Annotated in this window: 15 protein-coding genes; 5 read left to right on the forward strand and 10 right to left on the reverse strand. The window is 56.3% G+C overall.

Annotated elements, in window-relative coordinates:
* Window positions 1-34 precede the first annotated feature (34 nt).
* Window positions 35-3,628, reverse strand: coding sequence for an AAA domain-containing protein (locus PI990_RS21220; RefSeq protein ID WP_271658380.1), 3,594 nt, complete (start codon window positions 3,626-3,628; stop codon window positions 35-37).
* A 569-nt stretch (window positions 3,629-4,197) separates the two neighbouring features.
* On the opposite strand from PI990_RS21220, the gene PI990_RS21225 reads away from it, so the two are divergent.
* Window positions 4,198-5,610 carry a tyrosine-type recombinase/integrase gene (locus tag PI990_RS21225; RefSeq protein WP_271658381.1) on the forward strand — a complete coding sequence of 471 codons (1,413 nt, stop codon included), beginning with the start codon at window positions 4,198-4,200 and terminating at the stop codon, window positions 5,608-5,610.
* Window positions 5,611-5,712: 102 nt separating this feature from the next.
* On the opposite strand, the gene PI990_RS21230 is transcribed toward PI990_RS21225, so the two are convergent.
* The 9 genes from PI990_RS21230 to PI990_RS21275 form a co-directional block, all read right to left on the reverse strand.
* Entirely contained in the window at window positions 5,713-7,416 is a 1,704-nt protein-coding gene (locus tag PI990_RS21230; protein WP_271658382.1) for a LeoA/HP0731 family dynamin-like GTPase, read from the reverse strand.
* Window positions 7,416-10,451 carry a DUF726 domain-containing protein gene (locus tag PI990_RS21235; protein WP_271658383.1) on the reverse strand — a complete coding sequence of 1,012 codons (3,036 nt, stop codon included), beginning with the start codon at window positions 10,449-10,451 and terminating at the stop codon, window positions 7,416-7,418. Before PI990_RS21235 ends, PI990_RS21230 begins: the two co-directional genes overlap by 1 nt.
* Window positions 10,452-10,470: 19 nt before the next feature.
* The gene (locus PI990_RS21240) at window positions 10,471-10,743 is read right to left on the reverse strand and encodes a hypothetical protein (protein WP_187806348.1); all 273 of its coding nucleotides are present in this window, start codon (window positions 10,741-10,743) and stop codon (window positions 10,471-10,473) included.
* 967 nt (window positions 10,744-11,710) lie between these two features.
* The gene (gene recD / locus PI990_RS21250; RefSeq protein ID WP_271658384.1) at window positions 11,711-13,741 is read right to left on the reverse strand and encodes an exodeoxyribonuclease V subunit alpha; all 2,031 of its coding nucleotides are present in this window, start codon (window positions 13,739-13,741) and stop codon (window positions 11,711-11,713) included.
* Entirely contained in the window at window positions 13,738-17,367 is a 3,630-nt protein-coding gene (gene recB / locus PI990_RS21255; RefSeq protein ID WP_271658385.1) for an exodeoxyribonuclease V subunit beta, read from the reverse strand. Before recB ends, recD begins: the two co-directional genes overlap by 4 nt.
* Window positions 17,364-20,759: an exodeoxyribonuclease V subunit gamma gene (gene recC / locus PI990_RS21260; protein WP_271658386.1), complete on the reverse strand. Its 3,396-nt coding sequence runs from the start codon at window positions 20,757-20,759 to the stop codon at window positions 17,364-17,366. Before recC ends, recB begins: the two co-directional genes overlap by 4 nt.
* Before the next feature lie 78 nt (window positions 20,760-20,837).
* Entirely contained in the window at window positions 20,838-21,599 is a 762-nt protein-coding gene (locus PI990_RS21265; protein WP_271661335.1) for an SIR2 family NAD-dependent protein deacylase, read from the reverse strand.
* 14 nt (window positions 21,600-21,613) lie between these two features.
* Complete coding sequence (locus PI990_RS21270) at window positions 21,614-22,549, reverse strand: hypothetical protein (RefSeq protein ID WP_271658387.1); 936 nt, start codon at window positions 22,547-22,549, stop codon at window positions 21,614-21,616.
* A gap of 90 nt (window positions 22,550-22,639) precedes the next feature.
* Entirely contained in the window at window positions 22,640-23,512 is an 873-nt protein-coding gene (locus tag PI990_RS21275; RefSeq protein WP_271658388.1) for a tetratricopeptide repeat protein, read from the reverse strand.
* 83 nt (window positions 23,513-23,595) lie between these two features.
* Here PI990_RS21275 and PI990_RS21280 point away from each other — a divergent pair, with 83 nt between their 5' ends.
* The 4 genes from PI990_RS21280 (at window position 23,596) to PI990_RS21295 (ending at window position 26,804) form a co-directional block, all read left to right on the forward strand.
* On the forward strand, window positions 23,596-24,588 hold the full coding sequence (locus tag PI990_RS21280; protein WP_271658389.1) for a helix-turn-helix transcriptional regulator: 993 nt from the start codon (window positions 23,596-23,598) through the stop codon (window positions 24,586-24,588).
* A 237-nt stretch (window positions 24,589-24,825) separates the two neighbouring features.
* Complete coding sequence (locus PI990_RS21285) at window positions 24,826-25,659, forward strand: hypothetical protein (RefSeq protein WP_271658390.1); 834 nt, start codon at window positions 24,826-24,828, stop codon at window positions 25,657-25,659.
* An 84-nt stretch (window positions 25,660-25,743) separates the two neighbouring features.
* Window positions 25,744-26,139 (forward strand): hypothetical protein, encoded by a 396-nt coding sequence (locus PI990_RS21290; RefSeq protein ID WP_187806367.1) that lies wholly within the window; start codon window positions 25,744-25,746, stop codon window positions 26,137-26,139.
* A gap of 2 nt (window positions 26,140-26,141) precedes the next feature.
* Window positions 26,142-26,804 (forward strand): hypothetical protein, encoded by a 663-nt coding sequence (locus PI990_RS21295; protein WP_271658391.1) that lies wholly within the window; start codon window positions 26,142-26,144, stop codon window positions 26,802-26,804.
* Window positions 26,805-26,819 lie beyond the last annotated feature (15 nt).

Genomic DNA, 26,819 nt, shown 5'->3' on the forward strand with positions numbered 1-26,819 from the left:
CCTGGATGTACAGGGAGCGTCTGGAGCCTCTGGGCTATTGGGTAATGCGTGCTTTGAGATCTGCGATCAGCTTGGGATCGCGTAACTCCACAGTGGTTTCCCGACGTAATGCCAGGCGCTCCTGACTCGGCATCGAGCAATAGCGGTAGTAGCCGTGCGAGAGCCAGTTCCAGCTCCCAACCGTTATCACTTGATCGTCTACCAGAAGAATCTTCTCGTGAGTGCCCTCAGGCAGACGGATAACATTCTCAGTGCCCAGATGACGTTGATAAGCCAGGATCAGCCCTGGATCGCCATCGTCCGCGTCAGCCTTCCCCACCTCGTCATAGCCGTAGTAGACCTTGACCGCTACACCACGCTCCTGAGCAGCGCGCAGCATCTTCAACGGGGGATGGTTAGGAGTAGAGCCCTGGCGAATCCACGGGACAACTGCCGTGAAGGAGCGCCGACTGGAACTGACCAACGCCTCAAATGCAGCGATGTGTTCGCAATCTAAATAATGCTTAGCGGTGTCAGTGCGGACCTCCTCAAAGAGAGGGCTCTGGTGCTCCATATTGACGAAGAACGACTCCGAGCAAGCCTCCGCCATCCTCCCCAAAGATTTACCAGCACTCAGAAGGCGATGCTGATTACCAACCACGATGAACTGTTGTTTGGCACGCGATACCGCAACGTTCAGAAGATTGGGCTTGCTGTTCTGGAAAGCATCTCGATCGGTGCGCTGGAAGATGACCGGGGAATAGATGATGACTTCGAATCCAACGCCCTGGAATTGGTGGACCGAACCGATCTTGAGCGCCGCGCGCTGCTTGAGCCGTTCGCCATAGGCCTTGATTAGCAGGTTCTTCTGATTGGAGTAAGGCGTGATGATGCCTACATCCTGGGTAAGGTCATATCCAGCAGTCTCCAGCTTGTCCAACAGCAGCCCGATGGCTTCAACTTCGTCCACGTTGGTATTAGGTAGCGTGCCCCGGCGCCCCTGCACGCCGTAGAACATCAGGTTGAAGCCACCCATGTTGTTGCAAGCTGCCTGAATGTTTGCATCGGGAGCGGCGGTACAGACCTGCACGCCTGAGTACTCGGCAATACTCATGAACAGCTCAGCAATGGGCCGTTGGCAGCGTCTGTGCTCATCCAGAACGATGCCATTGCCTATATCGGCGATGCTTCCGCTCAAGGTGCCGGCCGCACGGTGATAGCCGGTGACCAACATCGGCGATACAGCCTCGTAAAGCGTGTTGTTTGGGAAGTACTTGTCTTTCAGTTTCTCTGCTGCGGTTGTATCTAATGAACGTATGGGCTCGATCTGCAGAGGGTCTCCAACCACTATCGCCCTCTGGCTGCGGGCCAGTAGGGGCACCAGGGATTCCGCCGAAATCATGCCGGCTTCATCCACCAGGCTCAGCTGATAGGGGGTGACTCCATTCAGAATCTCCAGCTTATAGCCGGCCAGCTTATGCACCGATGCCAGCGTCGAGGCCATTACCGGATAGGCCAAGGTCAGGAGGCGGTAGAACTCTTCCAGCTTGTCTTTCCAACCGTAGAAACCACCGTTCTGTTTGCCACTGAGCATGTCGCTCCATAACGGCAACACCTGATTCAACAACGCCTTTTGCCGAAGCAACTCCTGCCAGAGATAGTCGATTGCGTACTCGAACAGCGCACGCTGCTCGGCAATGAAACGCTTGCGCAATACTTCGAGCCAATCCCCCTCTGGGAACTCATCCTTTAACGCACGTTCTGCTGCGACGTAGCGCTGCCAGTTACCTGTACGACGCTCGAGCTCATCCACATCCTTGGACAGCTGTGCTAACTCCCCCTCCCTATGAGTATCGATACCGTCCGGTTTTGCAGCCTCCAGCAATGCTTCTGCGTTGCCAGTGGCGAATAGCTCCTTGCGATTCTGTGCGAGCTTGGCCAATTGCAGATGATCGAGATTGGCGAGGCCATATTTCGAGAACTCGGCAGAATAGGACTTTTGCAAGTGCTGCCGGGCTTTGGTGTATCCGCGCTTGAACCATGTTGCCAATAGCAAGCCAAAGCCACGGGTTGGATGGTCAGCGAAATGATGTTCGAGGCTTTCGCTTAGCGCACAGCCTAGCCACTCGCGATAGCTTTCCAGAGCGAAAGGTGCGTCGAGCAATTTGCTGTAGCTGCGAGACAAACGCTCTTTGGCTTGATTGTGTTGCGCCCGTTGAACGGCGAAGCTCCTGAGCACTCCAACGCACGCTTCTCGCAACCAAGCAGTGCTCTCGGGCCGTTCCTGCGGGGAGCAAAGGCCAAGCCTCATGCTCATTTGCAGCACATTGCCCCTTAGAAGATCGGTTTGCTTAACGAACTCTTCAGGCGAAACGCCCTTCAGTGGCGCTCTCAAGTCTTCGAACGCCTGTCTCAAGGTTTCGAAGCGGCACGAGCAATCATCGATCAATTGCTGCTTTTCGATGATCTGCGCAGCGAGTTCATTTTGCTTGGCTTGATCATGAACTTGGGCATCCAACTGCTGTAGCAACGCACTTACGCGTTCAGACTCAGCGGTTACCTGTCCGCTGTCTCCACCTTGGAAATACAGCCAGTTGATGTCTTGCAGGCAGGCATCCTTGCGTAGATCGTCGATAACATTTTCTACAGCCTTCTTAGCTGTGGAGGTGACGACCAAACCCAGGTTGCGATCTTTTCCGGCAATACACGCCAGCGCTCGCTCCACAATCTGGCTGGCGATAAGGGACTTGAAGAGGGTTGTCTTGCCGGTACCCGGAGCGCCCTGTACAGCCAACAATTCGGCCCCACCGGAGATATGGGTCAGTGCGATCATCTGCCCGCGCCCTAATGGATACTGGCGCTCGAACAGCCCATAGGGTGTACGGGCGGCCAAAGGAGGCGTGGTAACTGCGTTGGAGCGGTGTTCGATGTAGTGCTGAAGCAGAGGCGCTTGAAGCTCAGAGCGCTGGAGAAGAGCCTTGTAATCCTTGAGCTGTTCTTTGGTATTGAAATCCGTGCTCACTTCCGGGGAGATGATCGCCGTAAAGGCTGTTTCCAGCTCAGCCCCCGTACTACTGGCCGGGCGATTGTGATCGGCCAAACGTTGCTTTACCCAACGCAAAAAAGCCTCGAACAGTGCACCAAAGCTTTCGTGTGAGTCTTCTATGCAGGCTGCGGCGATACTCATCATGTGCCGCTCAGCACCCAGCTCCTGAATATCGATATCCAGGTAGAGGCGGAAAGCATCAACGTTCGGTGAAACTTCAGAACCTTGCTTGACCGGAACGGTTAGCTCCAGCGGCATCGCGCTATGCCAGGTATCCGGTAATGAGTAGCGGAACAACGGAATGAAAAAAGCCTTCTGCCCTTCGACGACGCGTAATAAAGGGAATCCGAGCTGCAGCGCCTCTGCGCGCACTCGCCCTTGCTCGTCCTGGGATGTGAAACGCTCTGTCAGGCTGACTGCCTGCGTATCGGGAAGAGAAAGATGAAACCCCGAATCGTCTTCCTGCAGGCTTCGCCTACTGAGCTTGATCTGCTGATGCTCATGTATATCGGCATCACGGATACGACTCTTGGCTAAGCCGGCCGCTTCTACAAAAGCACGCCACCCCTCCAATACCTCCATGTATTGCTGCTTGCCTTGCATTGACCTCATCCGATCCTGAGCAAATTTCGCTCGGGATTTTATGACAGCGCTCAACTCTCGGTATACAGGCAACCCTTGGCCGACCTAACCGCAATAGACAGACTCTAACTTGGGCTTACTGGCATGGCGGAGTGATCAAAGGTATTCGCCACAATCCGTGATCAGCGCTGTACGCGCAGCCCCATGCGGCGACGTGCTTGGAATGCTTGGCATTGCACCAAAGCTCCGTCATATCCCAACGACCGTGTCTTATCGAAAGATACCGAAGCCGAACACTACGAAAAGACAGAAACGAAAAAGGCCCAAGTCTTTCGACTTGGGCCTTTCTCTAAATATGGTCGGGACGGAGTGATTCGAACACTCGACCCCTTGCACCCCATGCGCTTATTAGGTGGATTTCCATGGAAGTCCATGGACGCTATTAGAACGCCTAAAACCTAGTAAATACGGGGCATACAGGCTATATTTGCGTCCATCACGATCCACCAGCCCCCACCGACAGCCAAGCGATTCGGTGGGGTAAAAGTGGGGTAAAAATCCAGGCGACGGAATTATGCAAGGGGTAGAACATGGCCAAACTGACAGCCAAGCAACTGGAAGCGCTCACCGCCGCCGATGACGGCAAGATCCTTCGCGAAGACGGTGGCCTGGTCGCCAAAGTCCGCTCAGGTTTGCGTGGCGTGACGGTGCAGTTCCGTTACGAGTTCAAGCAGGATGGATTGAAGCGTGACCAAAGCCTGGGCAGCTGGCCAAAGAAGTCGCTGGCGCAGATTCGCGCTGAACGCGATGAGGTGAAAGCGACAGCCGCCAAAGGCATCAACCCCACTGCAGCCCGCAAGGCTGCCAAGATAGAAGCCCAAGCCGCTGTCGCAGCAACCATTGCCGAAGCTGAACGCCAGGCAGCGGAAAACAAGACGGTTGCAGACCTGTTTGATGAGTGGCTACGCGATGGTGTCTCACGCCAGGATGGCAACGCCGAACTGCGCCGCAGCTTCACCAAGGACGTGCTGCCGCTCATTGGCAAGAAGCCGCTACGCAACCTCACCGAGAAAGACCTGCTCGCCGTCCTGCGCTCAGTCAAAGCACGCGGCCTGAACCGCACCGTCGTGATCCGCAACAACGACATTGGCCAGATGCTGCGCTGGGCCGAGAAACGCAAACCATGGCGAGGCCTAATGACGGACGGCAACCCAGCCGACCTAATAGACGTCAACAAGCTGCTCGATCACGACTACGAAGAACAACGGGACCGACTGCTCTCACCTGACGAGATTCGCGAGCTGCATGACATCCTCGAGCGCCTGGAGAAAGACTACGAAACCCTACCCGCCGGCCAAAAGTATTCAGGCATTCGGCCAGTCAATACGCGTGTCCAATGTGCCCTATGGATCTGCCTAAGCACCCTGTGCCGTATTGGAGAATTGCTCAAGTCTGAGTGGCGGTACGTGGACTTAGATAAAGGCACCTGGTTCATACCTGCCGAAGCCACCAAAGGTCATAAAGGAAAGCGCCAGGATCACCATGTGTTCCTGTCAGCGTTTTCCATCGAGCAGTTCAAACGCCTGCAGAAAGAAACCGGCAATACGCCGTTCTGCTTCCCCAGCAAGAATGGCGATAGCCACGTCGATACCAAGACGGTCAGCAAGCTGATCGGCGATCGGCAGTGCCGCTTCAAAAAACGCAGCAAGCCCTTAGCGGGCCGCCATCATGACGACTCACTGGTGCTGAGCAAGGGCACCAAGGGTGAGTGGACTCCGCATGACCTGCGCCGTACCGGTGCAACGATGATGCAGGAACTCGGAGTCACTCTGGAGATCATTGACCGCTGCCAGAACCACTTACTCGGCGGTTCCAAAGTGCGCAGGCACTACCTGCATCACGACTATGCGAAAGAGAAAACCGAGGCTTGGCGGATTCTGGGGGAAAGGCTGGAACAGTGCATCACAGGCCCATCGGCACTAGCCACAAGCAGCATTACTTGATCGGTCACTTAGGACCTCATCTATGAGATGCCCGCTAGAGCAACATGGAGGAGCCGACTATCCAGCAGCTCCTCCTGATACACGCCAACCAGAAACTGGCTCTCAATTTACGGACTTGAATTCCGCGTCGATTGCCTCTGCCTCAACACGCCATGCCTGAAAGCGTTGCTGACGTTCATGGCTGTCTCTCAAGCTTTCCTCAAGCACAGCGACGCTGCTTTTCAGCTCAAGATACTTGCCGAAGAACTGCTCCCTGAACTGTTCGGAGCTGATCAGGCCAAGTAGCTCCTTACGCTGCTGCTCGAAGTTTTCAACCATCTTCGCAATAGAGCCCCTGAACGCCTCTTCACGCTTGTATTGCTCCCAGCTGTCCCATACCTCGATAGCAATACCGAGAGCGGCCAGCGCGCCGTTGGCGCCTTTGGCGAATTTCACAGCTCCCCAAGGCTTGAATTTCAGCAGTGACCCCAGCTCCATACCCACCATTTTTCCAGCGCTGACTATGGTGTCCCGCGCAGCCAAAACGGTGGTGTTGTTGATCACATTCCCCTTAAGCAGGTGGTTCACCCCCTGCTTGCCGAACGCTCTGACAGTAGTGTTGAAATGATTGATCTCGGTATCAAAGCCGAGCTGCATCTTCGCCATATCAAGTCTGACGGACTCGGTTTGACGGCTGAACTCGTTCTGTAACCGAGTGGCCAGCACGATGCCTTCGGCACCGACTTCCCGCTCAAAAAAATCATCGAACGTCTCCAAGCTGCAGCCCTTGGCCTGCCTGATCAGATCAGAGAAATAGCGCTCTACGAAGGTGCTCAAGCCTCTACGAACCGCTTCAATCTCCACCCCAGTCTTTTCCAACTGATCTTCCGAACGCCGCTTCAGCTCTCGGAGCTTGGTCACTTCCTGTGAGATTTTCTGGTCATTTTCGATCGCAACCGGCAGCTGCTTGTTCAAGACATCACGAATCACGCTGCGGTGCATTTCGCCGGCCAGCGCGATGCTGCCACCATTGCTTTGGATTTTGCTGGTAGTCGCCGTCTGCAGGTTGGCGATATGAGACAACGCCTTGAATTGACCGATATTGGCCAACCAATGATCAAACCCCAGATCAAACGGATTAGCCGCCACCGCCACAATAGACAGCTGGTCAACCTCTGCGTCGTCCAGCCCCACTAACTCACGCAAACGACCAATAACGTTCGCCCGCTTCACTGCTAGGTTGCTCTGGTAGTCCTGTTCATCCTCGACGTCGGCCACTTCATCGAACCGACTGAGTACGAAAACCGTGCGGGGCAGCAGATCCAAGGTACGGAACAGCCATACCAGATCGTCCTGATGGCTCTCTTTGATCGGGTTGGTGGAGTTCATTACGTAGAGCACCAAATGGGCTTCGCTTACGTATTTCTTGGTGATGTCTTTGTACTTTTCGATGGCGTTGGTTTCAGCGTTCACCTGCTCTTTGAAGCCAAATAGCCCGGGGGTATCGATCAGTACGAAGTCATCGCCCACTTCGTAGACCTTTACCTCATTGGAAGATTCCTGGTGGCTGATTTTCATGCTGGACTTATCCAGCTTTTCCATCCATGCCGCAGCAATAGAAGTCTTGCCTTCAGAGAAACCGCCGATTAGCGCCACTTTGAGCTTTTCGCCGGCCACGCTCTCGATAGCTGTTTGTAGTTTTCCCTTCAAAGCAGGGTCAACGAGTACGCCGGCAGCTTCACCTTGATCGAGGAACTTGAGCAGCTTGCCGAGCAATTCTACCGAGCGTGCTTGCTGGGCCTTGAATGAGTCGAGGGTGTTTTCCATTACAGAGTGCCTGCGTTGTCGATTTGGCGGGAAAGGATGTTTAGCTGATCAGTCGACTGCCCCAGCAGCTGCACCAGGCCAGTGGTCTGCTTGATAGGGTCTTCGAGGGCCTGCTCTAGCACGCGGATTTTTTTCTCCATGTCTGCCAAGGAGGTTTTCAATCCGTCGTGTAGCAAGGTGCGTAATTGGCCCGCGGCTTCGCGCAGATTGCTATCGATGGCTTCGCGTTGCTGTGACTTCTTGTAGTCGGAGCTGAAAGCGCTTCGTATGGCTTTGTAGGCAGACAGCACAAGTCCGGCAAGCGCCGGTGCCAGCACTAACAAGCTAGTGCCGCCGGTAAAAATCGCCGTGGCAATCGTACCTGCCAGACCAACCAGCAAGGTGCCAACCTTGATCCCACTATCGATCTTGATTCTGAGATCAAACTGGCTCTGAAGATTGGTTTTACCGAGCTTGGCGTAGATACCTGTGAGCTCGCGGGCCTGCGCTTCGAATCGGGCAAGAATGTCTTCGGCTTCCTTTTGGAAACGCTCGACTTCTTGACTGATTGCGACTGGCAGGCGCTTGCTTAATTTTTTCTGCTGAGCATCGATGGTGTCACTGAACGCTTGCTTGAACTCATCGTTACCGATATCGGCGTCGATGCGCTCATACATCGTTTTTCGCACGTCGCTGATAAATGTATCTATCTCAGCTTCACCAGCTGACTCCAGGCGTCTTTTCAGGGATTTAAAGCTGCCCTTCAATTGCACCTGGGCACTCTGGCCGTCCAAGCGCAGGCTCTCCAATAGCTGGCTGAACTTCCCCTTGACCTCTTTCAGAGCTGTGACGGTCTGGTCCAGCGCATCCTTAGCCTTGTGGAAGTTGGCACGGGTGATCTTGGCGTCACAGCCATCAAGCAGCTTGGCATTGAGCAGGTACAAAAATGCACGCAAACGCGTTTTTTCCAACAGCTCTTCAGCATTGAAGTCCGCAAGAATCTTGTTACGCCGAGTGGCGTTTTGCGAGTTCGGGGCAAAGTGATCGGTTGAGGCCAAAAACGCAGGCAAGGCAGAAAGCGAGAATACGTCGCGGTAGTGGTCGCCAAGCTGCTCGCGCATTTTCTCGTTCAGCCCTACCAGACTCACAGCTTCGTCTTCTGAAATTAACGGACGATCGGTTAGCGAGTGCTTGGGGTTGGTGATTTTCTTATTGAAGATCGTCCAGACCTCGGTTTGTGCACCGAGATGTTCTTTGATTTTTTCCAGGGTGCCCTTGCGTTGGGCGTCGCCAGTTTGCGGCGGTGCCGCCTGGTTGGTGACATAGAACACCGCATGAGCGATCTGCACAGCTTTCTCGATCTGATTAACCACCAACCCCTCATTGCCCTCAATGCCAGGCACATCTAGCAAGGCAAAAGGCTGGCCGTTCAGTCTCATGTCATAGCGTTGAGTTTTACGAGTGAAATCGGCACGACCATCGCCAATGATTTCGCCATCACCCAGCGTTTCCAGCGTTGCCAGGTGACTAGCACTTTCCTCCGTGCGCTGTGCCAGTTCTTGCTCTAGGTCCTGTCTTGCTTGCTCTGCCACACTGTGCTGGTCGCTCAATAGTTCGATGGCACTATCACGGGCAGCGGATACTCGCGGTAGATGCTGTTCGGCAAGCATCAGTTGTGCCTCTTCGGGCATGGGTTTGAACAGGCGAATCAGCTTCTGCCAGAGTGAGGCAGTTTCCTTGCGTTCAGCTATCAACGAGCGCAAACCAGTTACAGCATTAAGTGCTTCGGTGTGCAGCCGATTATGGTGCTCGGTCGTGGCGTGGAGCTGCTGCGCCAACGCAGCCAATTGAGTGTCGACTTGCTCAATGCTCTGTTGCAGACGCTGTAGGCTAGCTTCACTGAGTTGGTACTTGCCTTGCAACTCACGGAATGCCTGTTGATGCGCCACCTTGGTCGGCTCTTGCAACAGAATGCGCAAGGTTTCAATTAACGTCGACTTACCAGCCCCGGTTTCGCCATACACCGCAATGGTGAACGTTTTCCACTCGGCGTTTTCTTGCAACTCCTTGAGCTGCGCCGTCAACGTAGCTTGCTGCTCGCCCAGCATCGCTCGGGCGTCCTGCTGTGCCAAGTTCAACGCGGGATCGGTCGATTGAGTACTCAGTGAAAGAACAATACGCTCCAGTTCATCATTGACTCTTTGGTAAATATCGCCGGGCGTTTTGAGTTCGAGTGACATGAGGTTTACTTCCTGTAGTGGTGCAGGCGAGAGCTCGGGATCAGGGTCTACGGACACCTCCTCCATAACCTCGGCATCATGCTCTTGAGCGGGGGTTTTGAACCGCACATGAGTCAGAACGTGAGGCAGCTTTTTCCAGTAATCGCCATGACCAAAATCCTTGATCTTAATGTTTTCGAAATGCTCAGCCGGGTTCCTTCCCAGACAAACCTCTCCAGGATTCATGAACAACGTCCAGTCAGATTTAGAGTAGGCGTTGATCAACCGACCTTTAACCACACCCCGCATGCTTTGCGCGGTATCCGGTTCAACGGTGGCTGCTGCCGCCATCAACAACACGTCATTGATAACGAGAGGATGACGCTGTCCTTTTGACAGCTTTTTAAGGCAGCTAATAACCAGACGCCCGCCGAGCGAGTGGCCGATCAAATTAATGGTGTCGACACCCAAGTGATACCTGCGTAAATGCTCGCTTAACTGGTCCAGCAGCATTTCACCCATTTCCTCTGCCCTCGAGCGAATGCGGAGGAAGTGAAGGGTTCGATCACCGACCAGTGCGGCTGCGCCCAGCCCCCAGTGAGCTCGGGTTGAATTGCTCAGCACATGTATTGAATTGCCGTTGAAGCGGCTGAAATGGCTGGACGGCCAGAAGGCGAAAATATTCGTATGGTTCCGAATGGATTCAGGAATGCTCGCCAACAACGTATTGCGATCTTCAACGGTATGACCGGCGCTGTAACCGTGAATGAAGATGTTCGCTTCATTGGAACCACAATGCTCAGCTGACAGACTACTGAAGGTAAATCGTCTACTCATGAAGCTCTCGTCCTAAGTACTACGACAACCAACGCTTAGCGATCACGATGATCAAGTGCAGACAAAGAGCCACACCCACCAATACCGCTACAACCTTGGCGACCACAAAGAAAAGCGCCTGTACGTCACGGGACAAAAAGCCCAGTAGCACGCCCATGCCGGCAATCACTGCAGCAATCAGCAGCAAACCGATGTAGGGTCGCAACATCCGCGAAGCGGCACCCCGCTCGATCAGGCTGGCAAGCACGGCCAACACAATAAAGAACACCACCACGCCCACTAGAACGCCCATAAATCACCTCGAGCCATACAACGTCCTCGCTCCATTGGCTTGATACTGAATCTCGTGGGCCCTAGCAGGTGACCGCTTTTTGGCCAGGCCAAGTGCACCTCACAAACGTCTCCTGGATCACTCCTACGCTGGGACACATCTGAGCAGCCGCCCACGATGCCGAGTAGGTAACTGCGATTCCCATTGAATTACGGGCCATGCAATCAGCGGCAGAAATGACTTGGGATGGATGCTGGTCAAAAAAAGCGCGAGAGCCTTGGATGTATCCAAGACCGCACAGTTGAGCCCGTTGCGGGCAATGCTCCAGCGGTACGGCTTTTACACTGAAGAGCCATGGAGCGCGACGGAGTCTCCAGGCCGCCTTGCGGCGTACGCATACCTCTGAAAGGCCTTCATCGCCCTGTTTTCCATACAAGCTGGCAGAGGCACAGCGCTGCAACTCCCGAGGCATGAGCAGCAGTGCAAGCTGCCCAAAAAGCATGTCCCTCGCTTGGCGCATCAAAACGTCCTTGTTCAAAAGCGGATTACGGCAATCGAATGTCGCCATTAATTTGACGACCATAACTCACCTAGTGGCTCATTGCCATAGCTGACAAGCCCAAAACGGTGCACCAACATCACTTGCCCCATGAGATGCCAGCGTAGCTTGCTACTAATGCGGTAAGTTCAGGCAGGCTTCTATCGCTGGCGCTCACTGAAAAAACTGCTCCAATCGCGCCCTCAGGACCTCGGTCTTTGTAGCCGCTCGCCGCTGTAATTCGCAGTTGCACTGAGGGCACTGCGCGAACCAGTCACGCCCGAGCACCAGCGCATCGCTGAGAGGAATAGTGGTTTTCTGCCAGGAGCAGCGGGAGCAACTGAACGTAAAGGGCTGAGGAGGTATTGGCATGACAAGCACTCATAACAACTTAGGTGCAGCCAAATTGCCTGACAGGTGCGACAGCTTGTGTCGCACCCACCAACATAATTATTTCACGCCCACCAACGCCTCTCTCAAGCCACTACGTCGCTCGACGCGACGCTGTACTGCCTGCTCAAATACCCCGGCATGACTCTCCACCAAACTGAACCAGTGCCGTGCACGAGTTATGCCGGTGTACACCAGCTCCTTAGTCAGCACCGGGTTCAGGACATCCGGCAGGATCAGCGCGCAGTGAGCGAACTCTGAGCCCTGGGACTTGTGCACAGTCATCGCGAATACCGTCTCGACCGCACTCAGCCGACTCGGCAGGATGTAACGCAACGCACCACTGCCATCATTGCGCGGGAACACCACACGCAAAACTTGGCGTGGGAGAGCACCAGGTGAATCAGGTGGTTCCGGTAGACGAAGAGCAATACCGATATCGCCATTCATCAATCCCAGGCTGTAGTCATTGCGCGTCACCAACACAGGGCGCCCCTCGTACCACCCGTGATCCTGCTCCAGCAGACCGCGGCTCTGCAGTGCATGGGCAATACGCTCGTTCAGCACTTCGACACCCCAAGGGCCTTTGCGTACAGCACAGAGCAACTGGAACTGATCGAAGGCCTTTAATACCTTACCAGCCCAAACGTCCCATGCTTCAGGAGCAGCGTCTAAGATTGGCCGCTCTTCCCGCATCAACTCTAGGAAATGTGCATACCCGATCGGTCGCTCATCATCACCAGGCAAGCCATCCAGCAATAGCTGTTCAAGTGCACGATCCTGCTCCCCCGATAGACGCAGCACATGCAGACTCTCCGCGCCCTCGGTCAATGTGGCACGAGCGATTTCCGCATCACCGTCGTTTACCGCAAGGGCCAGGCGGCCAATACCGGAAGTATTAGTAAAGCGCCTCGAATGGCGCAGCATGACAATGTGCTGAGCAAGCGCCTGTTCACCTGGAAACAGCGCCGGATCGCCCAAGTGCTCGCCGGTATTGTCTTGAAGCCAAGCGCAGGTCGCTGCGCTGTAACCACCACTCTCTGCGTCACGACACAGGTCGCCCAACACTGCACCAGCCTCCACCGAGGCCAGTTGGTCCTTGTCACCCAGCAGGATCAGACGTGCATGAGCCGGCAGAGCATCCAGCAGGTTGGCCATCATCTCCAAGTCGATCATTGAAGCCTCGTCCACCACCAGTACGTCGAGCGGTAGCGGGTTGCCAACATCGTGGCGGAAATGGCGACTGTCTGGCCGACTGCCGAGCAGACGATGCAACGTTGTCACATTGCTAGGGATCTGCTGTCTTACAGCTTCATCCACAGCCAGGGATGCCACCTGCCCGCTGATCGATTCGGTCAGCCGGGCCGCAGCCTTGCCGGTTGGTGCAGCAAGGCTTAAACGCAGTGGCGCGCCGGTGGCCATAGCGGCCTCCTGCAACAGTGCCAACAGACGCACAACAGTGGTGGTCTTTCCGGTACCAGGGCCACCGGTGATCATGGTGAAGGTACTGCGCACGGCCAATGCACAGGCCAGCTTTTGCCAATCCGCTAGACGCTCACCATCCAACACCAATGGTTCAGGAAAGAGCGTGTCCAGGCGCTGCGCCAAATCAGCCGGTATGTCAGACACAGCACGCAGACGCTCGATGATACGCGCAGCCACGCGGCGTTCATAGTCCCAGTAACGACGCAGATAGAGACAGCTCCCCTCCAGTACCAGCGGTGCAACAGCATGCTCACGATTCTGTAGCAGCTCACTGCCCATGCAGCTCGCCAGCCAATCCTTCAGCGTCAAACCCGCCAGCACCTGGGACGGCAGCAACGTAGCTTGCTCGGCACTTTCACCCTCTGGTGGAAGTGATAAAGCGAAGTCTGGGTCAGCCAAGGTCGCGCCCAGGTCAAGGCACACATGCCCCTTGCCGAGTTGATGGCTGGCCAGTGCGGCGCCAAGAATCAGGAGTGGCGAAGCAGCCGGATCTAGCTCCGCGAAAAACTGCGCCAATGCGAAATCCAGCTCGCGTAACCAGCCACGCTCACTCCACGTTGTAAGCAGTGCAATGAGCTCGCCGCGGTCATTTAGAATCGCGCTCATGCCGCCACCTCCTCAGACTCGCCCAGGAACAAAGCATCCAGCAACTCAATCAGTTCGCGGGAAGGTTTCGCCAGGTAGGCTCCCGTCACAGGTGCACGGAGAAACAGGTAGAGCGCACCACCCAAGTGACGGTCGTAGTCGTAGTCAGGCAAACGCAAGCGCAGCTGCCGATGCATAGCCAGTATGTAGAGCACGTACTGCAGGTCATAGCGATGACTGGCCACGGCGGAAGTCATCGCCTCCAGGGTATAAGAGGCCTCATCGACTCCCAGCCAATTAGACTTGTAGTCAACCACGTAGTAACGCCCCTCGTGCTCAAACACCAAGTCAATAAACCCCTTGAACATGCCATTCAGCGTGTCCGCACATAGTGGTTGCCGGGGCACACCAGGTAGCTCGAAACGCTGCACCAGTTCATCAACGCGAAGGACATCCACCTGGCTAGCTTCGAACCAGAATTCGAGCTCAGGCTGATACTGCTTCAGCTCCGCCAGACTCACCGACCGCCCATCCCCGAGGCGTAGTGGTTGTACCAGCAGCGTTTGCACCCACTGGTGTAATGGATCAATCCAGAGTTGCAGACCACGCCGTTGGCAGCGGCGCGCCAACAGCTCACGCAGCTGCTGAGGAGAGCTAGCTAGGTGGCCGAAACCTTCAACGGCTGCTAACTCAAGCAAACCGTGGAGGAAGGTTCCGGGGTTCGGCCCACGCGGAAAACGGTGCAGTCCTTGTGCAGAGACAGGTATCGGCGTCTGCACCGGAGCAGTTTTTTCGTCATCAGTTGAGTTCTGCATCGCAGGGCTATCCGGCGCGGCATCGTCATAACGACCTGGCTGCTGCACCTCACCCTCCTCCAGACGTAACGCACTGTAGGAGGCGATCCACCAATGTTCTGCGGCATGTCGCTGAGGGACTCGCCAACGTGCCTCGATCTCGGCACCGTCTAACACCAGATACTGCTGCTCTGTAGCGTCAGGCACCTGCAGCATCGCACTGTGCGACTTGTCCTCGAAGGGAGAGAGCCAACGCTGCAAATCCGTACTCTGCACCAACGCTTCACCGCCGCCCAGCAAATAACCTAGGGCCGATTGATGCAACCGTGACTCTTTGGTCTTGCCGATTTTCAGATCAGAGACGCCGAGCCAGCAGGCGTGACGGGCACGGGTCAGGGCCACATAAAGCAGCCGAAGATCTTCACCCAAACGCTCCTTATCAGCGCGAGCCACAGTGTCGGTGTCAGCTTTGAACACAAGCTGGCGGCGCTCACCGTCATGCACCTGCAGCGGTTTCTTACCATCCACTGCACGGAAGGCACAAATGAAAGGCAGGAATACCAGCGGATACTCTAGCCCTTTGGATTTATGAATGGTCACCACACGCACCAGAGCCTCGTCACTCTCCAGGCGCAACACTTGCTCCTCCGCTTTCCCCTCCCCAGACAGCAACTCACTCAGATGGCGAATCAGCGCCATCTCTCCGTCTAGCTCAGTAGCCGCCTGCTGCAGCAGTTCAGACAAGTGCAGCAGGTTAGTCAGGACCCGTTCGCCATCGCTACGCTCCAGAAGCCGCTGGGGTAGCTCGAAGTCTTGCAGCAGCTGACGCAGCATGGGTAACACGCCTTGACGCTGCCAGCACTGGCGGTAACCGCGGAACTGCATGACATAGCGCTCCCAACTGCGCTCATCAAGATTTAGCCGCTCCAGCTCGGTAAGCTCTAACCCCAGGGTGGCGGTGGCCAATGCGGCGCGCAACGTACGCTCCTGGTCCGGTTCGGCACAAGCACGCAGCCACAGCAGCAGATCACGAGCGTCCTGACCAGCGAATACCGAGTCCTTATCCGACAGGTAGACACTGCGTACTCCACGTGAAGCCAGTGCACCGCGAATGGCCTGGGCCTCTTTGAAGTCCCGCACTAGGACGGCAATATCGCTAGGCTGCAATGGCACAAGCTGGCCATCTTTGCTGAACCCAGCCCTTTGCCGCTGACCAAGGTCGAGTAGCCGCACTATCTCACTGGCAGAACTTTCGGCCAGGGCACTACGGTAGGCCCCCTTGGCCACTGGCTCGTCAGTGGGAAGCTGCCAGACAGTTAGTGCAGGCTGGGCCTCTCCCTCCACCGTCCAAACTTCCTCGCGCCCCTTAGCGCCTACCTTGATGAAGGGTAAATCGTCGCGAAAGAGGAACGCACCCTCCCCGCCTTCGCGTCTCTCAGCGCGCAGAAATACCTCGTTCACAGCATCAACCATGTCCTGGTTTGAGCGGAAGTTGGTATCTAGGTTGTAGTGCCGGCCAAGAGTAGCGCGGCGCGCACTCAGGTAGGTGTGAATATCCGCGCCGCGGAAGGAATAGATGGCCTGTTTGGGGTCACCGATCATAAACAAACCACAGTCGTCGCGATTGGCTTCAACCTGATAAAGGGTGTCGAAGATGCGGTACTGAAGCGGATCGGTGTCCTGAAACTCGTCGATCAGCGCTACTGGAAATTGACGGCGAATAACTTCGGCCAGACGTAGTCCGTTCTCACTTTGTAGTGCGGCATCAAGACGAGTGAGCATGTCGTCAAAGCCCATTTCCGCACGCTGACGCTTCTCGCGATCAAAGCGCTGACGCACCCAGGCAGCGGCATGACGCAGCGCTGCCTCAGCGGGGTCGGGCAGGCTATCAAGCTGCTGTTTGAGATTGACCATTGCATCCAGCGCTGGATGTTTGGGAGGGTCACCCTTCCAAGCTTCGGCCAAGCCGTCAGGAGTCAGACGAGTAAAACCTGTAGCCAGCTCCAGGGAGGCCTCCGTGCTGGTTGCCCACTCACGCAGCTTGTCGAACCAGGGATTGTAGTACCGTGCCTGAATTTTCCTGCCGTCAACTTGCTTACCGGCGACCGCCTTGTCGAGAAGCCCTTGCAGCTCATCAGCCCAGGCAACCCAGGGAGACTTGAGCATCGCCAACGCACTCTCACGGTCCAGCAGGGCGCTCTCCAGCAACTCGCTTAACCGATGCGTTGAAACAACAGCAGCCTCATTCAGCAACGGGCGCAATTGGTCACCCAGGCTGGCAGGAGCCCCCCAGTTGCCCACAGCCCAGTCCAGTGCCCCCCCCTTCAACGGATAGCAATGCTGCCGCCAATAGTCCCGTATGACTTCGGCCAGCAGTTCACTGTGGTCGGTTTCTAAGGTCTGGTTGAACAAGCTGCCGCTGTCGAAAGCGTGTTCGCGCAGCATGCGCTGACACCAGCCGTGGATAGTGGACACAGCGGCCTCATCCATCCACTGCGCAGCCAACTCCAGCCGCCGGGCGCAGCCCGCCCATTCACCCTCGGGGATTTCATCACGAAGCTGAGCCAGCAAATCATCCGGCTGGCCATCACCGCGAAAAACCGACGCCGCTTCCACTAAACGTGCACGGATGCGGTCACGTAGCTCGCGGGTGGCTGCATCCGTGAAGGTCACGACCAAAATTTGTGGCGGTAATAGCGACTCGCGGAAGGCGGCCTCACCCCCGTGGCGCAAGATCAAGCGCAGGTAGAGCGCGGAAATCGTGTAGGTTTTGCCGGTACCCGCACTGGCCTCAATCAGGCGACTGCCATGTAGCGGGAAACTGAGGGCCAGGGGACGCTGGGACTGACTCATGCCAGATCCTCCTTGATGGTGGCCGGGTTGCTCTCAAGCAGCGGCTGATAGAGCCGCTCACTCCATTTGGGGAACTGGCCGTCGGCAGTCAGTCTGGTGTAATCGGGGAATTGCCGCGCCAGACTGGCACTACTTGCCGTCTCACCGGTGAAGTTGTAACCGCCCTCATAGACGGTTCGAGCCTTGTCATCGCTCTGCTCCTGCAACCAGGCCATAGAGGTCTTGAGCGCCACAGGTAGGGGCGCCTGCATGCCGGCGCTCCAGCCCTGCAACCAGGTCACAAGAATCCGCGACGCGTGCTCAGACGGTAACGGGGCAAAAGTCAGTGCCTTATCTTCGCCCACCAGCAAGGTGGTGATTGGCACGCCACAAGCAGCCGCCACTACATGCAACACATAAGGCCGCAACAGACGGTGCCACTTTAGGGAGCCCTTCTTAGCCAGAACACCAGGCGACAGCTCTAAGCGTGCCAGGCTGCCATCAGCCTTTTGCCGCAGACCACCAAGCCAACCCTCCAGTTGCACGTCGGCAGCACAAAAACTCAACTGACGTGGCGACTCCACGGGCACGGACCAAAGCTGGCAAAGACTCTCGTAGCGTTGAAGCTGGGCAGGCAAAGGCTCCAGCAACGTAGTGCGGTAGTGCTCGCCGAAGCCTGCCAGCGGTAACACGCCACTGCGCTGCAAGCGGTCAGCAGCACCAAACAGTGCGGTTTGCGCATCTCCATCCCGAGCCAGCACGGCGGACTTCAGCAGGTTGTCCTGCAACTGGTAGCGCTCCAACCCATCCAGGGTGAACGGCTCGCTGTCCAGCCTAGCTTGCACTTCCTCGTCCAGGTGCACCTTGAGGCGGCGAGTGAAGAAAAACTTAACTGGGTCGCGCAAGAAGCTTTGCAATAGCTCAGGACTCAGCAGCAGCCCCTCCTCCCAGGCTGACAGGCTTTCACCAGAACCGCCGGCAGAGGACTGACCATGCAGCGCAGCCCACTCGTGGGCATAACTGAAAAGCTCAGTCCTGCTGTCGAAGTAGCGGCGGCTGAAAGGTTGCAGCGGGTGTTCGGTAGTCAGGGCGTGCAGCAACTTTCCGCCACCTGCCAGAGTCCAGGCGTCAGCGAGGTGGTCGCGCAACTGGCCAACCAGTACAGATGGAGGCCTCTCGCTGTTGTCACGAATACTGCGCCCTACCCAGCTGATGTAGAGCCGGTCTCGCGCAGCCAGCAGCGCCTCCAGCAACAAGTAGCGGTCATCCTCTCGACGAGAGCGATCGCCAGGCCGGTAGTCGCTGGCCATCAAATCGAAATCCAGCGGCGCCTGGCTCCGCGGATAGTCGCCGTCGTTCATGCCCAGCAGGCAGACATGGCGAAATGGAATGGCACGCATCGGCATCAATGTGCAGAAGTTCACAGAGCCAGCAAGAAAGCGCTGGCTGAGACGCCCCTGATCAAGCTCACCAAGCCATGCCTCGCGCACCACTGGCAGGGTCAGAGGTATTTCCAGCCCAGCGGACTCACAGAGCGCCAGCCAACTGTCGAGGCCATCCTGCAACTGGTTGAGCAGCACTTCGTCACGTTCGCCCTGAGGCAAGAAAAATGCCTCTATCAGCCCACGTAACCGCTCCCCCCAGAGCATCGGCGTCAAGGGCGCACGCAGTTGTTCAAGATGATATTCAAGGGAGTCCAGCAGGCGCGTTAGCGGACCGATCAGCGCCGCATCCAGACCACCAATCTCATCGTAAGGCTCAATATCTACATAAGCACCAGAGCGCCCAACGGCGTACCCCAACAGCATGCGCCGCAGACCAAAACGCCAGGTGTTCTGCTCCAAGCCCTGACCAACACCGAGGGCCTCACGTTGGTCAGCATCCAGTCCCCAACGAACACCAGCTCCCTCTAACCAGCGCCTCAGGGTCGGTAGTTCGTCTTCTTGGATACCAAAGCGCGCACGCAGTGCTGGGACATCCAGCAGGTCCAGCACCTCGCTGACACTGAAGCGGCTATCTGGTAGTTGCAGCAGATGCTCCAAGGCGATAACCAGCGGATCCTTACCACGCAACCCTTGATCGGCAAGGGTAAAGGGAATGTAGCGGAGATCATCTTTACCAAATTGCCCGAACACCGCCTGGATGTGGGGCGCGTAGGTGTTTACATCCGGCACCATGACGATCACGTCACGCGGGCGCAAGGTTGGGTCTGCGCTGAAGCAGGCCAAGAGCTGATCGTGCAGTACCTCCACTTCACGCTGTGCACTGTGGACGACGTGAAAGCGCAGCGAGTTGTCGCGTTCCGGATCCACCGGTGGCCAGGCTTCGCGGGTCTCCGCCAGAGGGCGCAGGTCGAGGATGTCGTTCTGCAATTGGCTCAGCAAGCAGCCTTCAGGCGCCGGGTTGAATAGATCGATGCGCTTGAACTGCTCGCGATAGCGTTGCGGCTCGTCGTACTGATCCAACAGGTTGATGTAATCGCGCCCCTGTTTGCCCCAAGCAGCTAACAGCGGCTGAGCATGCTGATGCAAATCCGCCTCGCCCAAAGCAGCCAGACCAGGTTTACGTTGCTGGCGGCGGTACTCATGACGCAGCAGATCTTTGTCTTCAACGATGTCCCCCCAGTGGTGCTGACAGGGATTGTGCACATAGAGCATGACTTGGCTGAAACGCGCTATGGCAGCAAGCGCTTCTAGTACCTGGGCTGGCAACGACGAGATACCAAACACCGTAATACGGCGCGGCAAGCCGGGCGGCGGGGAGCCCAACTCATTCAGTCGCGCTACAAAACGCGGGTGAACCCCGGCGCGACTTTGCGCCAACTGTTCATCCCCAACCTCAGCCAACAGGGCACGCCAAAGTGCCGGCTGCCAGCGCGACTCGTCGCTCAACTCCTGATAGCCACCACGCGACGTGCGTAGACGATCATGCCCCCCTGCCCAGTCCGCCAACCAGTCAGCACGATAAACCTGGTACTGATCAAATAGATCAGCCAGCCGCTCTGCCAGTTGATAACGCTTGCGCAGATCGCTGTCATCGGCCAGGAAGCGGTGCAACGGTGCGAAGGCTTCGCCCGCCAGCAAGCCAGGCAGCAGGCGCATCAGACGCCAGGTGAGTGGCGCCTTGTCCAAGGGCGACTGCTGCGGAATCGCGTCATTACCCAATACAGTGCGGTACGCCTGCCAAAGAAAGCGTGCTGGCAGACCCACGTCCAGTGCAGCAGCAATGCCACAGCCCTCCCGCTCAGCCAACGCCATCTTCAGCCACTGAGCGATACCGTTGCTCTGTACCAGCAGTACCTCGTTCTCAAGCGGGTTTAGTGGATGACTACGCATCCACTCCACCGCAAGAGCTCTCAGCTCCTCGAGACGATTGCCATGGATAACGATTAGACCTGGGGAAAGCTCCTGCATGGGTAAAACTCCTGCGCATGCACCGTAAGGTGCAATAGTGCATGGTGGTCGCGACATTTCGTGTCGCAACCACCAGCCTCATGAACTAGGAAAAGCTTGCTGCAATAGGGACGGGAGTAATTCGCCGGCCCGGCCGATCAGGGAGAACTCATTTGGAGCACTCACCTCAACGGCTTGGAGGTTTACATGGATAACAGCAGCCCCGCTCTCCAAAGCCACTTCCGGGATACGGGCCGCCGGCATCACAACACCTGATGTGCCAATGGAAAGCAGGCAGTCGCAATGGCGGGCAGCAGCCAACGCCGAGCGCATTGGACTCTCAGGTAGAGGCTCTCCAAACCAGACAACACCTGGCCTTACTCTGCCGTTGCATCGCTCGCAACGTGGTGGCTCACAGCGCTCAGAGGCAGATGGAGCCGTCAGTTCAGCGACCACACCTGCGTAGGGCCGGCCACAGGCAAAGCAACGAGGCTCATGCAGACTGCCGTGCAGATGAATGACCTCAGCGCTGCCCGCCCGCTCATGCAGATCGTCAACATTCTGGGTAATCACTGTCAGCTTCGGTACCCGCCTGGCCAACTCGGCAATAGCAATGTGAGCTGGGTTGGGGCGCGCGCTTAGCACCTGCAATCGCCGCCACTCATACCACCCCCAGACCAGAGCAGGGTCACGTCGAAATGCAGCTGGCGTTGCCAGCTCCCCAGGTTCAAAGCGTTCCCACAAACCGGCCTGAGCTTCGCGAAAAGTTTGGATACCACTTTCCGCAGAAACACCCGCCCCCGTAAAAATCAACAAATGACGGGAGCGCTGAACCTTTTTGATAATCTGATCTGGAATCAGTCCGCCCACTTTACCTATCCCACCACAGCAGGTATCGGTGACGGTGGCACATCACGCTCGATATTGAAGCCGATCATGAAGAGAGCCTTTTCGACGTCGCCAATAGAGGTGATATCCCCGCGAAGAGCGCTCATCTGCTTAAGAATTTCGCCACTCTTACGAACCAGAGTCCCCCAAACCTCGTCCTGATGAGCTGTTTTTGTGCTGGGCAGATACAACGAGGAAAACTGATAACCCCTGCACGATGGATCACGCTTAACCTCACTACGGCCCGCTCCCCAGCGAAATGCCAAGTCATTCGGCACACTCCCGATGCCAGTCATTTCGAGCCAGTATCGAGCCAAGAGACCCAGCGCAGCGCCTACCCGCCCGTCATAGATAATGATGTTGTCGGGGTCCGCAGCGGCATAGACTTTCGTCATCGCCGCATTCATCAGAAGCCTTTTTCCATCGAACGCCGCAAGGCTGAGTGCAGATCCTGGCTGCAGAAGATGGACCGCATCTTTGATTGACTGACAGAGCGTCCGTTGTGCGTACTGAAACTCCAACCAAACTCGCGACTTGTCAGTTGGCTTCTGCGCAACCCCGCCCCAGGTGAAAATGTCCAAACATGCCTGACGAGCCGCGTCTTCATCGCTCGTAGAAAGTGCCTGCCGTAGACGTCCTGCGATGCAGGCAAAAGAGTCCGGCGGTAGGCTGTCAGGCCAGGAGTAGTGATGCGCAGCCTCCGCCAAAGACCGGCACCACCAGTGCTGAATTGGTGACGCAACGCGTGCTCGCCAAGGCTTCCAATGCCTGGAGCGAGTAATGCGGTAGCAATGAAGCATCCTGCCTTTCCCCACTTCCAGGACACATCCATCTTGATCCACAGGCTGTTCTTTTTTGTCCCACAACCCCGCCAAATAGTGGGCGAAGCCAAGTTGATTTGCTGATAGACCTGTGGACTTCATTCCTTCCCCCAACCATTTCCATTCCAGAAAATACAGGACCAGAACTCTGGCCTCGATATAGCCGTATAACCAGCATGCGCTGGCATCCTACTATCGATTACTGGCCAATTGGCATTGCCCATCCAGCGCTAGCATCTCCTCCGCCAACCTACTCCCTTGGCTGATCGCTATATCTCGCCAGAAACAGTACAGCCGGCCATCCCGGTCAGGTGGGGAGTCGAAGGTAGAGCGGTAAAAATCAGCCAACCGCTCACTCGCAAGCACCTCGCCACTCATGGCAGCCCACTGCAGCCAATAGAGGCCTATGGCCTGGTTGTATTCAGAGGACGACTCGTCCAAAGCCAACCGGCCGTGAAGAAAACACGCCATCGTGTCTTGCTCATCCGCGCCTCGCTTATACCAAGCGATGGCTTTCGCATGATCAATGCACACACCTTCATCCCCGCGCTCATACAAGCCACCTAGAGCCTGCGCAGCACAGGGAATACCAGACTCAAAAGCCTGCTCGTAATAATCGATGGCCAAGAGCGGGTTAGCTCTCACACCTTTGCCATAGAAGGCCTGCTCCGCAAGATTGAAAAGCGCCTCTGAAGAACCCAACACCGCTGCAATTTTGAAGAGGCGTCTGGCCAGGAGCGGTTCAGGCTTTAACCGGGAGCCGTTGAGCCAAAGCCAACCCAAGTCGTTTAGCGCATCAGCATCACCCTGCAGTGCCTCTGCTCGCAGTTGCTCATACTGTCGACGAAGCCGGATCGGATCGCTCAACCGCAGAAGCGGATTGGCAGCCTTGATTTCGTGGTAGGTGAATAAACGACTCTGTTCGGCTAGCTCAGCGGCCCGTAACGCTGGCATACCGATACCGGCATATAGGCGTTGCACCTCTCCAGGCTCGTTGATTTCAACCTGGTCACTTGGTGCAAGAAGGCTATCCATCAGATTGAACACATCGGCAGATTTGCTCATGCTGCTGTCTCGTGACTGACCATGTCAGCTCATTTTCAATAGTTTTACGACAGTTCATGTCGCATACGAGCAGGGACGACCTCATGGAGCAGCTTTATCGCCAGGACTTGATACTTGGCCTCCTCCCCAACAAGGAAAACGCTCTCAACAGCTCCGCCATTCACGAGCGCGTGACCAACCAAGGCATTGATGTCGACAAGCGCACCATCCTGCGAGACTTGAGTGACCTCGAACTGAACTATCCCCATGTGCACAGCCGCCCTAAGGGCAAAGCCAAGCTATGGTGGGCAGAGAAATCGCTTTCACGCTTAAGCATGTTGCCGACCGACGCGATGAATCTCGTCATGATCATGGATCACGCCGCTCGCTTCGGAATGGAGGCGCAGGTACAAAAGCTCACCCCATTGCGGGAGTACGCAACATCCCTACTGAAGGGAAAACGACCAGCCCAGGATTGCTCAGGCAAGATCATCAGCAACACTCGCTTCGTGACCCTGTCTCCAAGCACTGTGAACCCTGAAACACTGGAAGTGATACAACAAGCACTCTTGGACGATGCAACCGTTGAAGCCCAGTATTTGAAGCGCGGAGCCAGTGAGCCCCGGCTGCTACATCTCAAACCACTGGGTCTGTCCTACCAGGACTCCAATATCTATCTGTCCTGCATCTTCAAGGGATTGCCACAAGGCAATATTGCCGCGCTGCCCCTGCATCGCTTTATTTCAGCCCGCACGACCTTTGAAGATCTCCCGGCCCCTAAGGACTACGACATTAACTCTGTCGCTGCTCAGAGAAGCCTGGTGAGCCTGAAAACGGACTTACCTGCCCAACTGAAGCTCCGTGTGAGCCACACGCTCTACGAGCGCTTACTGGAGAACGCACTCACCGCTGATCAACAGCTGGAAGCCTCTGCTGATGGCTGGTGGTTGATGACTGGCAGCCTGCACCTCAGCCAAGGGCTGGATCTGTGGTTGCTGAGTCAGGGTGAGCATCTGGAAGTACTTGAGCCTGCGGAGTTACGTGAGCAAATCGCAACAACGGCAAGACGCATGACAATGCTCTACGAGAACGAATAGCCCTTGCGACACAGGGTGTCGTAAGCACCCTTCATCCTGTCTCCTGCCATTTGAACCAAGAGATCTGACGATGAAAACCTACTCTGCCTTCCTGCAACGTGTTGTCCCCAATGCCGGGCCTCGCGCCAACTTCACGCTCACCGTCCAGGCCGTCAGTTCAGAAATGGCCCGGGTCACAGCTGAAGCCCAGTACCCCGGATACAGGTGTATTAATGCACCGGTTCAGGTGCGCTGATCATGACCAGCTCCCGCTGTCTTTTTCACCGAAATAAGGGCTGGGGCCCTCGCGACTATCTCTACCATCTGCTGGGGCTGGGCGAAGACGTTGAAAGCGCGCGCAAAAGCGTGGAGCACCAATTCACTGACAGCCATGAGCTAAGCACGAGCAATTTCGAAGTAGCCCTGATCGCGGCAACGGAAGCCGAGGCCAAGCAACTCGTGAGCTGCATTCTGCAGCACTGCAGCACTGCGCTCCCAGTAGATGGAGGGCACTGCGGCCAGCTCCACTTTACCGCTCTTGGCCAGAACCAGACTTGGCCTGACAAACGCTTTGATGAGCTCCATTGGCTGTGCACCTCACCAAGCAGCGCAATGCCTTGGGAGCACTTATCTGGTTTGGCAGACACAATCCATATCCATCACTTCACACAAACCAAAACGCAGGTCTACCCACCCTTTCGCAGCTATAAATGGCAAAGCCAACGAGAGCTGGCCGCCTTCTGGGCAAGCCTTTACTTGGCTCGAGAAATCCGCGGTATTCCCGGGCTCAAATGGGACAGCTTTGCCTCATACCTCTCTGGCCAGACCGTTGGCCAAACGGCTGCTGGCTGGGGTTCCACCCCCACTGCTGCTGTCGCCTCTTTACTAGCCAACACGCCGCTAGCGATGCGTAACTTTGCCCTGGATGCCTTACTCGTAATCGAAGCCAATTACGACCTCACGTGGGGCGACTATGCCAGCGTAATGGAGCACGTTGGCAAGGCCATCGGGCACAACGTCGTCCCCACTGGCTGGATGATCTCCAACTACTCAGGCTATGGCCTGAAGCTTCTGGTATTCAGCCCATCGTAGAGCGGTGTCCGACCCAAATCATCGCGACACATTCTGTCGCCCCCATGCTCCATGCTTACTTCACCGCAGTGAAGGGAGTACCCCATGGATCGCCTCATTAAAGAAAACCTAGAAGCCATATTGCAGGACATTGCAGGCAGTAAAAGGCTGGGCAGGCGACTGATCAATTTGGCGGGCTTTCTTGGCACAACAGAGCCACCACCGCATATCCAGGAGCAGCTCAGCCGCCTGTCACGACTGGTGGTGCTGCAAGACGCATTCGATGCCCTACTGGAGCCTGTAACCCTCCTGTCTCGAGCCGGGCTCTCCCGCATGCTCGATGCTCAAGCACTTCAAGCAATGACCGCCAGCCTGGAGGCGGCGCGGCAAAACATCGCTGAGCTGGGAGACGTGAACTATCCAGAACTCATCTCATGGCTGGTGAGTGAGGCTCAAGCGCGCAAGATCGTGCGCATGAAATCGCCGGAGAAAGAGTCCTGACCATGTCCGACTTGGGCGGCTTTATTCCTCCACTACCACTTCGTATACGCGTGATGGATTTCCACGCACGCTGCGAGTCCATGCATACCCGACTGGAGTGGGAGGAGCGTCGCACCTTGCTCGGGGCGAGCGATATCTCCTTCGTTGTAAACGCCCCGTTGGAATACTTGGCAGATGAGGACGGCGCAGACAGCGTGATCTTCATTGATCAGACGCTCCGCTCACGAGACCTGGGACGAAGGGGCTACCAGGTCGCCCCCACCCTGCACATTGCCTCAACAGGGTTCATTTTGTGGGCGGAGCAGATTATTCGCTACATACGCCACGCCGCCTTCGGCGGAGATTGGCCCGGACGTGACTATGCCGACTTCCGAAGTTTTTTGAGCTGCAGCACCAGCCGGCAGCTTCGCTGCGAGCTGGTCGATATCGATTACTCAAACCCATTACCACTGCAACAACTGCCTAGCCAAGGTTTCCGAACGCTCTATCTGCTGCTGATTAACAACGAGTGGCCAAGCCTGGGCGAAACAAGCGAGCTCACAGAAGCCATTGAGGAGCTCAGTCCGAATTTAGAGGCCATGGTTCTCAGTACCGTGATACTGCCCGACGAGCCAGCCAAAGCTCTGCTGTTCGGAGAAATTGAGCGATTTCCTGGGCGGGTATAGATGCCGAGTGTGCCT

The organism is Pseudomonas sp. TUM22785, from assembly GCF_028198105.1.
Classification (GTDB): Bacteria; Pseudomonadota; Gammaproteobacteria; order Pseudomonadales; family Pseudomonadaceae; genus Metapseudomonas; species Metapseudomonas solani.

Excerpts from the sequence above, each read along its gene's own strand:
- PI990_RS21220 (WP_271658380.1), bottom strand. The coding sequence starts at position 3,628 with ATGCAAGGCAAGCAGCAATACATGGAGGTATTGGAGGGGTGGCGTGCT.
- PI990_RS21225 (WP_271658381.1), top strand. The coding sequence starts at position 4,198 with ATGGCCAAACTGACAGCCAAGCAACTGGAAGCGCTCACCGCCGCCGAT.
- PI990_RS21230 (WP_271658382.1), bottom strand. The coding sequence starts at position 7,416 with ATGGAAAACACCCTCGACTCATTCAAGGCCCAGCAAGCACGCTCGGTA.
- PI990_RS21235 (WP_271658383.1), bottom strand. The coding sequence starts at position 10,451 with ATGAGTAGACGATTTACCTTCAGTAGTCTGTCAGCTGAGCATTGTGGT.
- PI990_RS21240 (WP_187806348.1), bottom strand. The coding sequence starts at position 10,743 with ATGGGCGTTCTAGTGGGCGTGGTGGTGTTCTTTATTGTGTTGGCCGTG.
- recD (WP_271658384.1), bottom strand. The coding sequence starts at position 13,741 with ATGAGCGCGATTCTAAATGACCGCGGCGAGCTCATTGCACTGCTTACA.
- recB (WP_271658385.1), bottom strand. The coding sequence starts at position 17,367 with ATGAGTCAGTCCCAGCGTCCCCTGGCCCTCAGTTTCCCGCTACATGGC.
- recC (WP_271658386.1), bottom strand. The coding sequence starts at position 20,759 with ATGCAGGAGCTTTCCCCAGGTCTAATCGTTATCCATGGCAATCGTCTC.
- PI990_RS21270 (WP_271658387.1), bottom strand. The coding sequence starts at position 22,549 with ATGAAGTCCACAGGTCTATCAGCAAATCAACTTGGCTTCGCCCACTAT.
- PI990_RS21275 (WP_271658388.1), bottom strand. The coding sequence starts at position 23,512 with ATGAGCAAATCTGCCGATGTGTTCAATCTGATGGATAGCCTTCTTGCA.
- PI990_RS21280 (WP_271658389.1), top strand. The coding sequence starts at position 23,596 with ATGGAGCAGCTTTATCGCCAGGACTTGATACTTGGCCTCCTCCCCAAC.
- PI990_RS21285 (WP_271658390.1), top strand. The coding sequence starts at position 24,826 with ATGACCAGCTCCCGCTGTCTTTTTCACCGAAATAAGGGCTGGGGCCCT.
- PI990_RS21290 (WP_187806367.1), top strand. The coding sequence starts at position 25,744 with ATGGATCGCCTCATTAAAGAAAACCTAGAAGCCATATTGCAGGACATT.
- PI990_RS21295 (WP_271658391.1), top strand. The coding sequence starts at position 26,142 with ATGTCCGACTTGGGCGGCTTTATTCCTCCACTACCACTTCGTATACGC.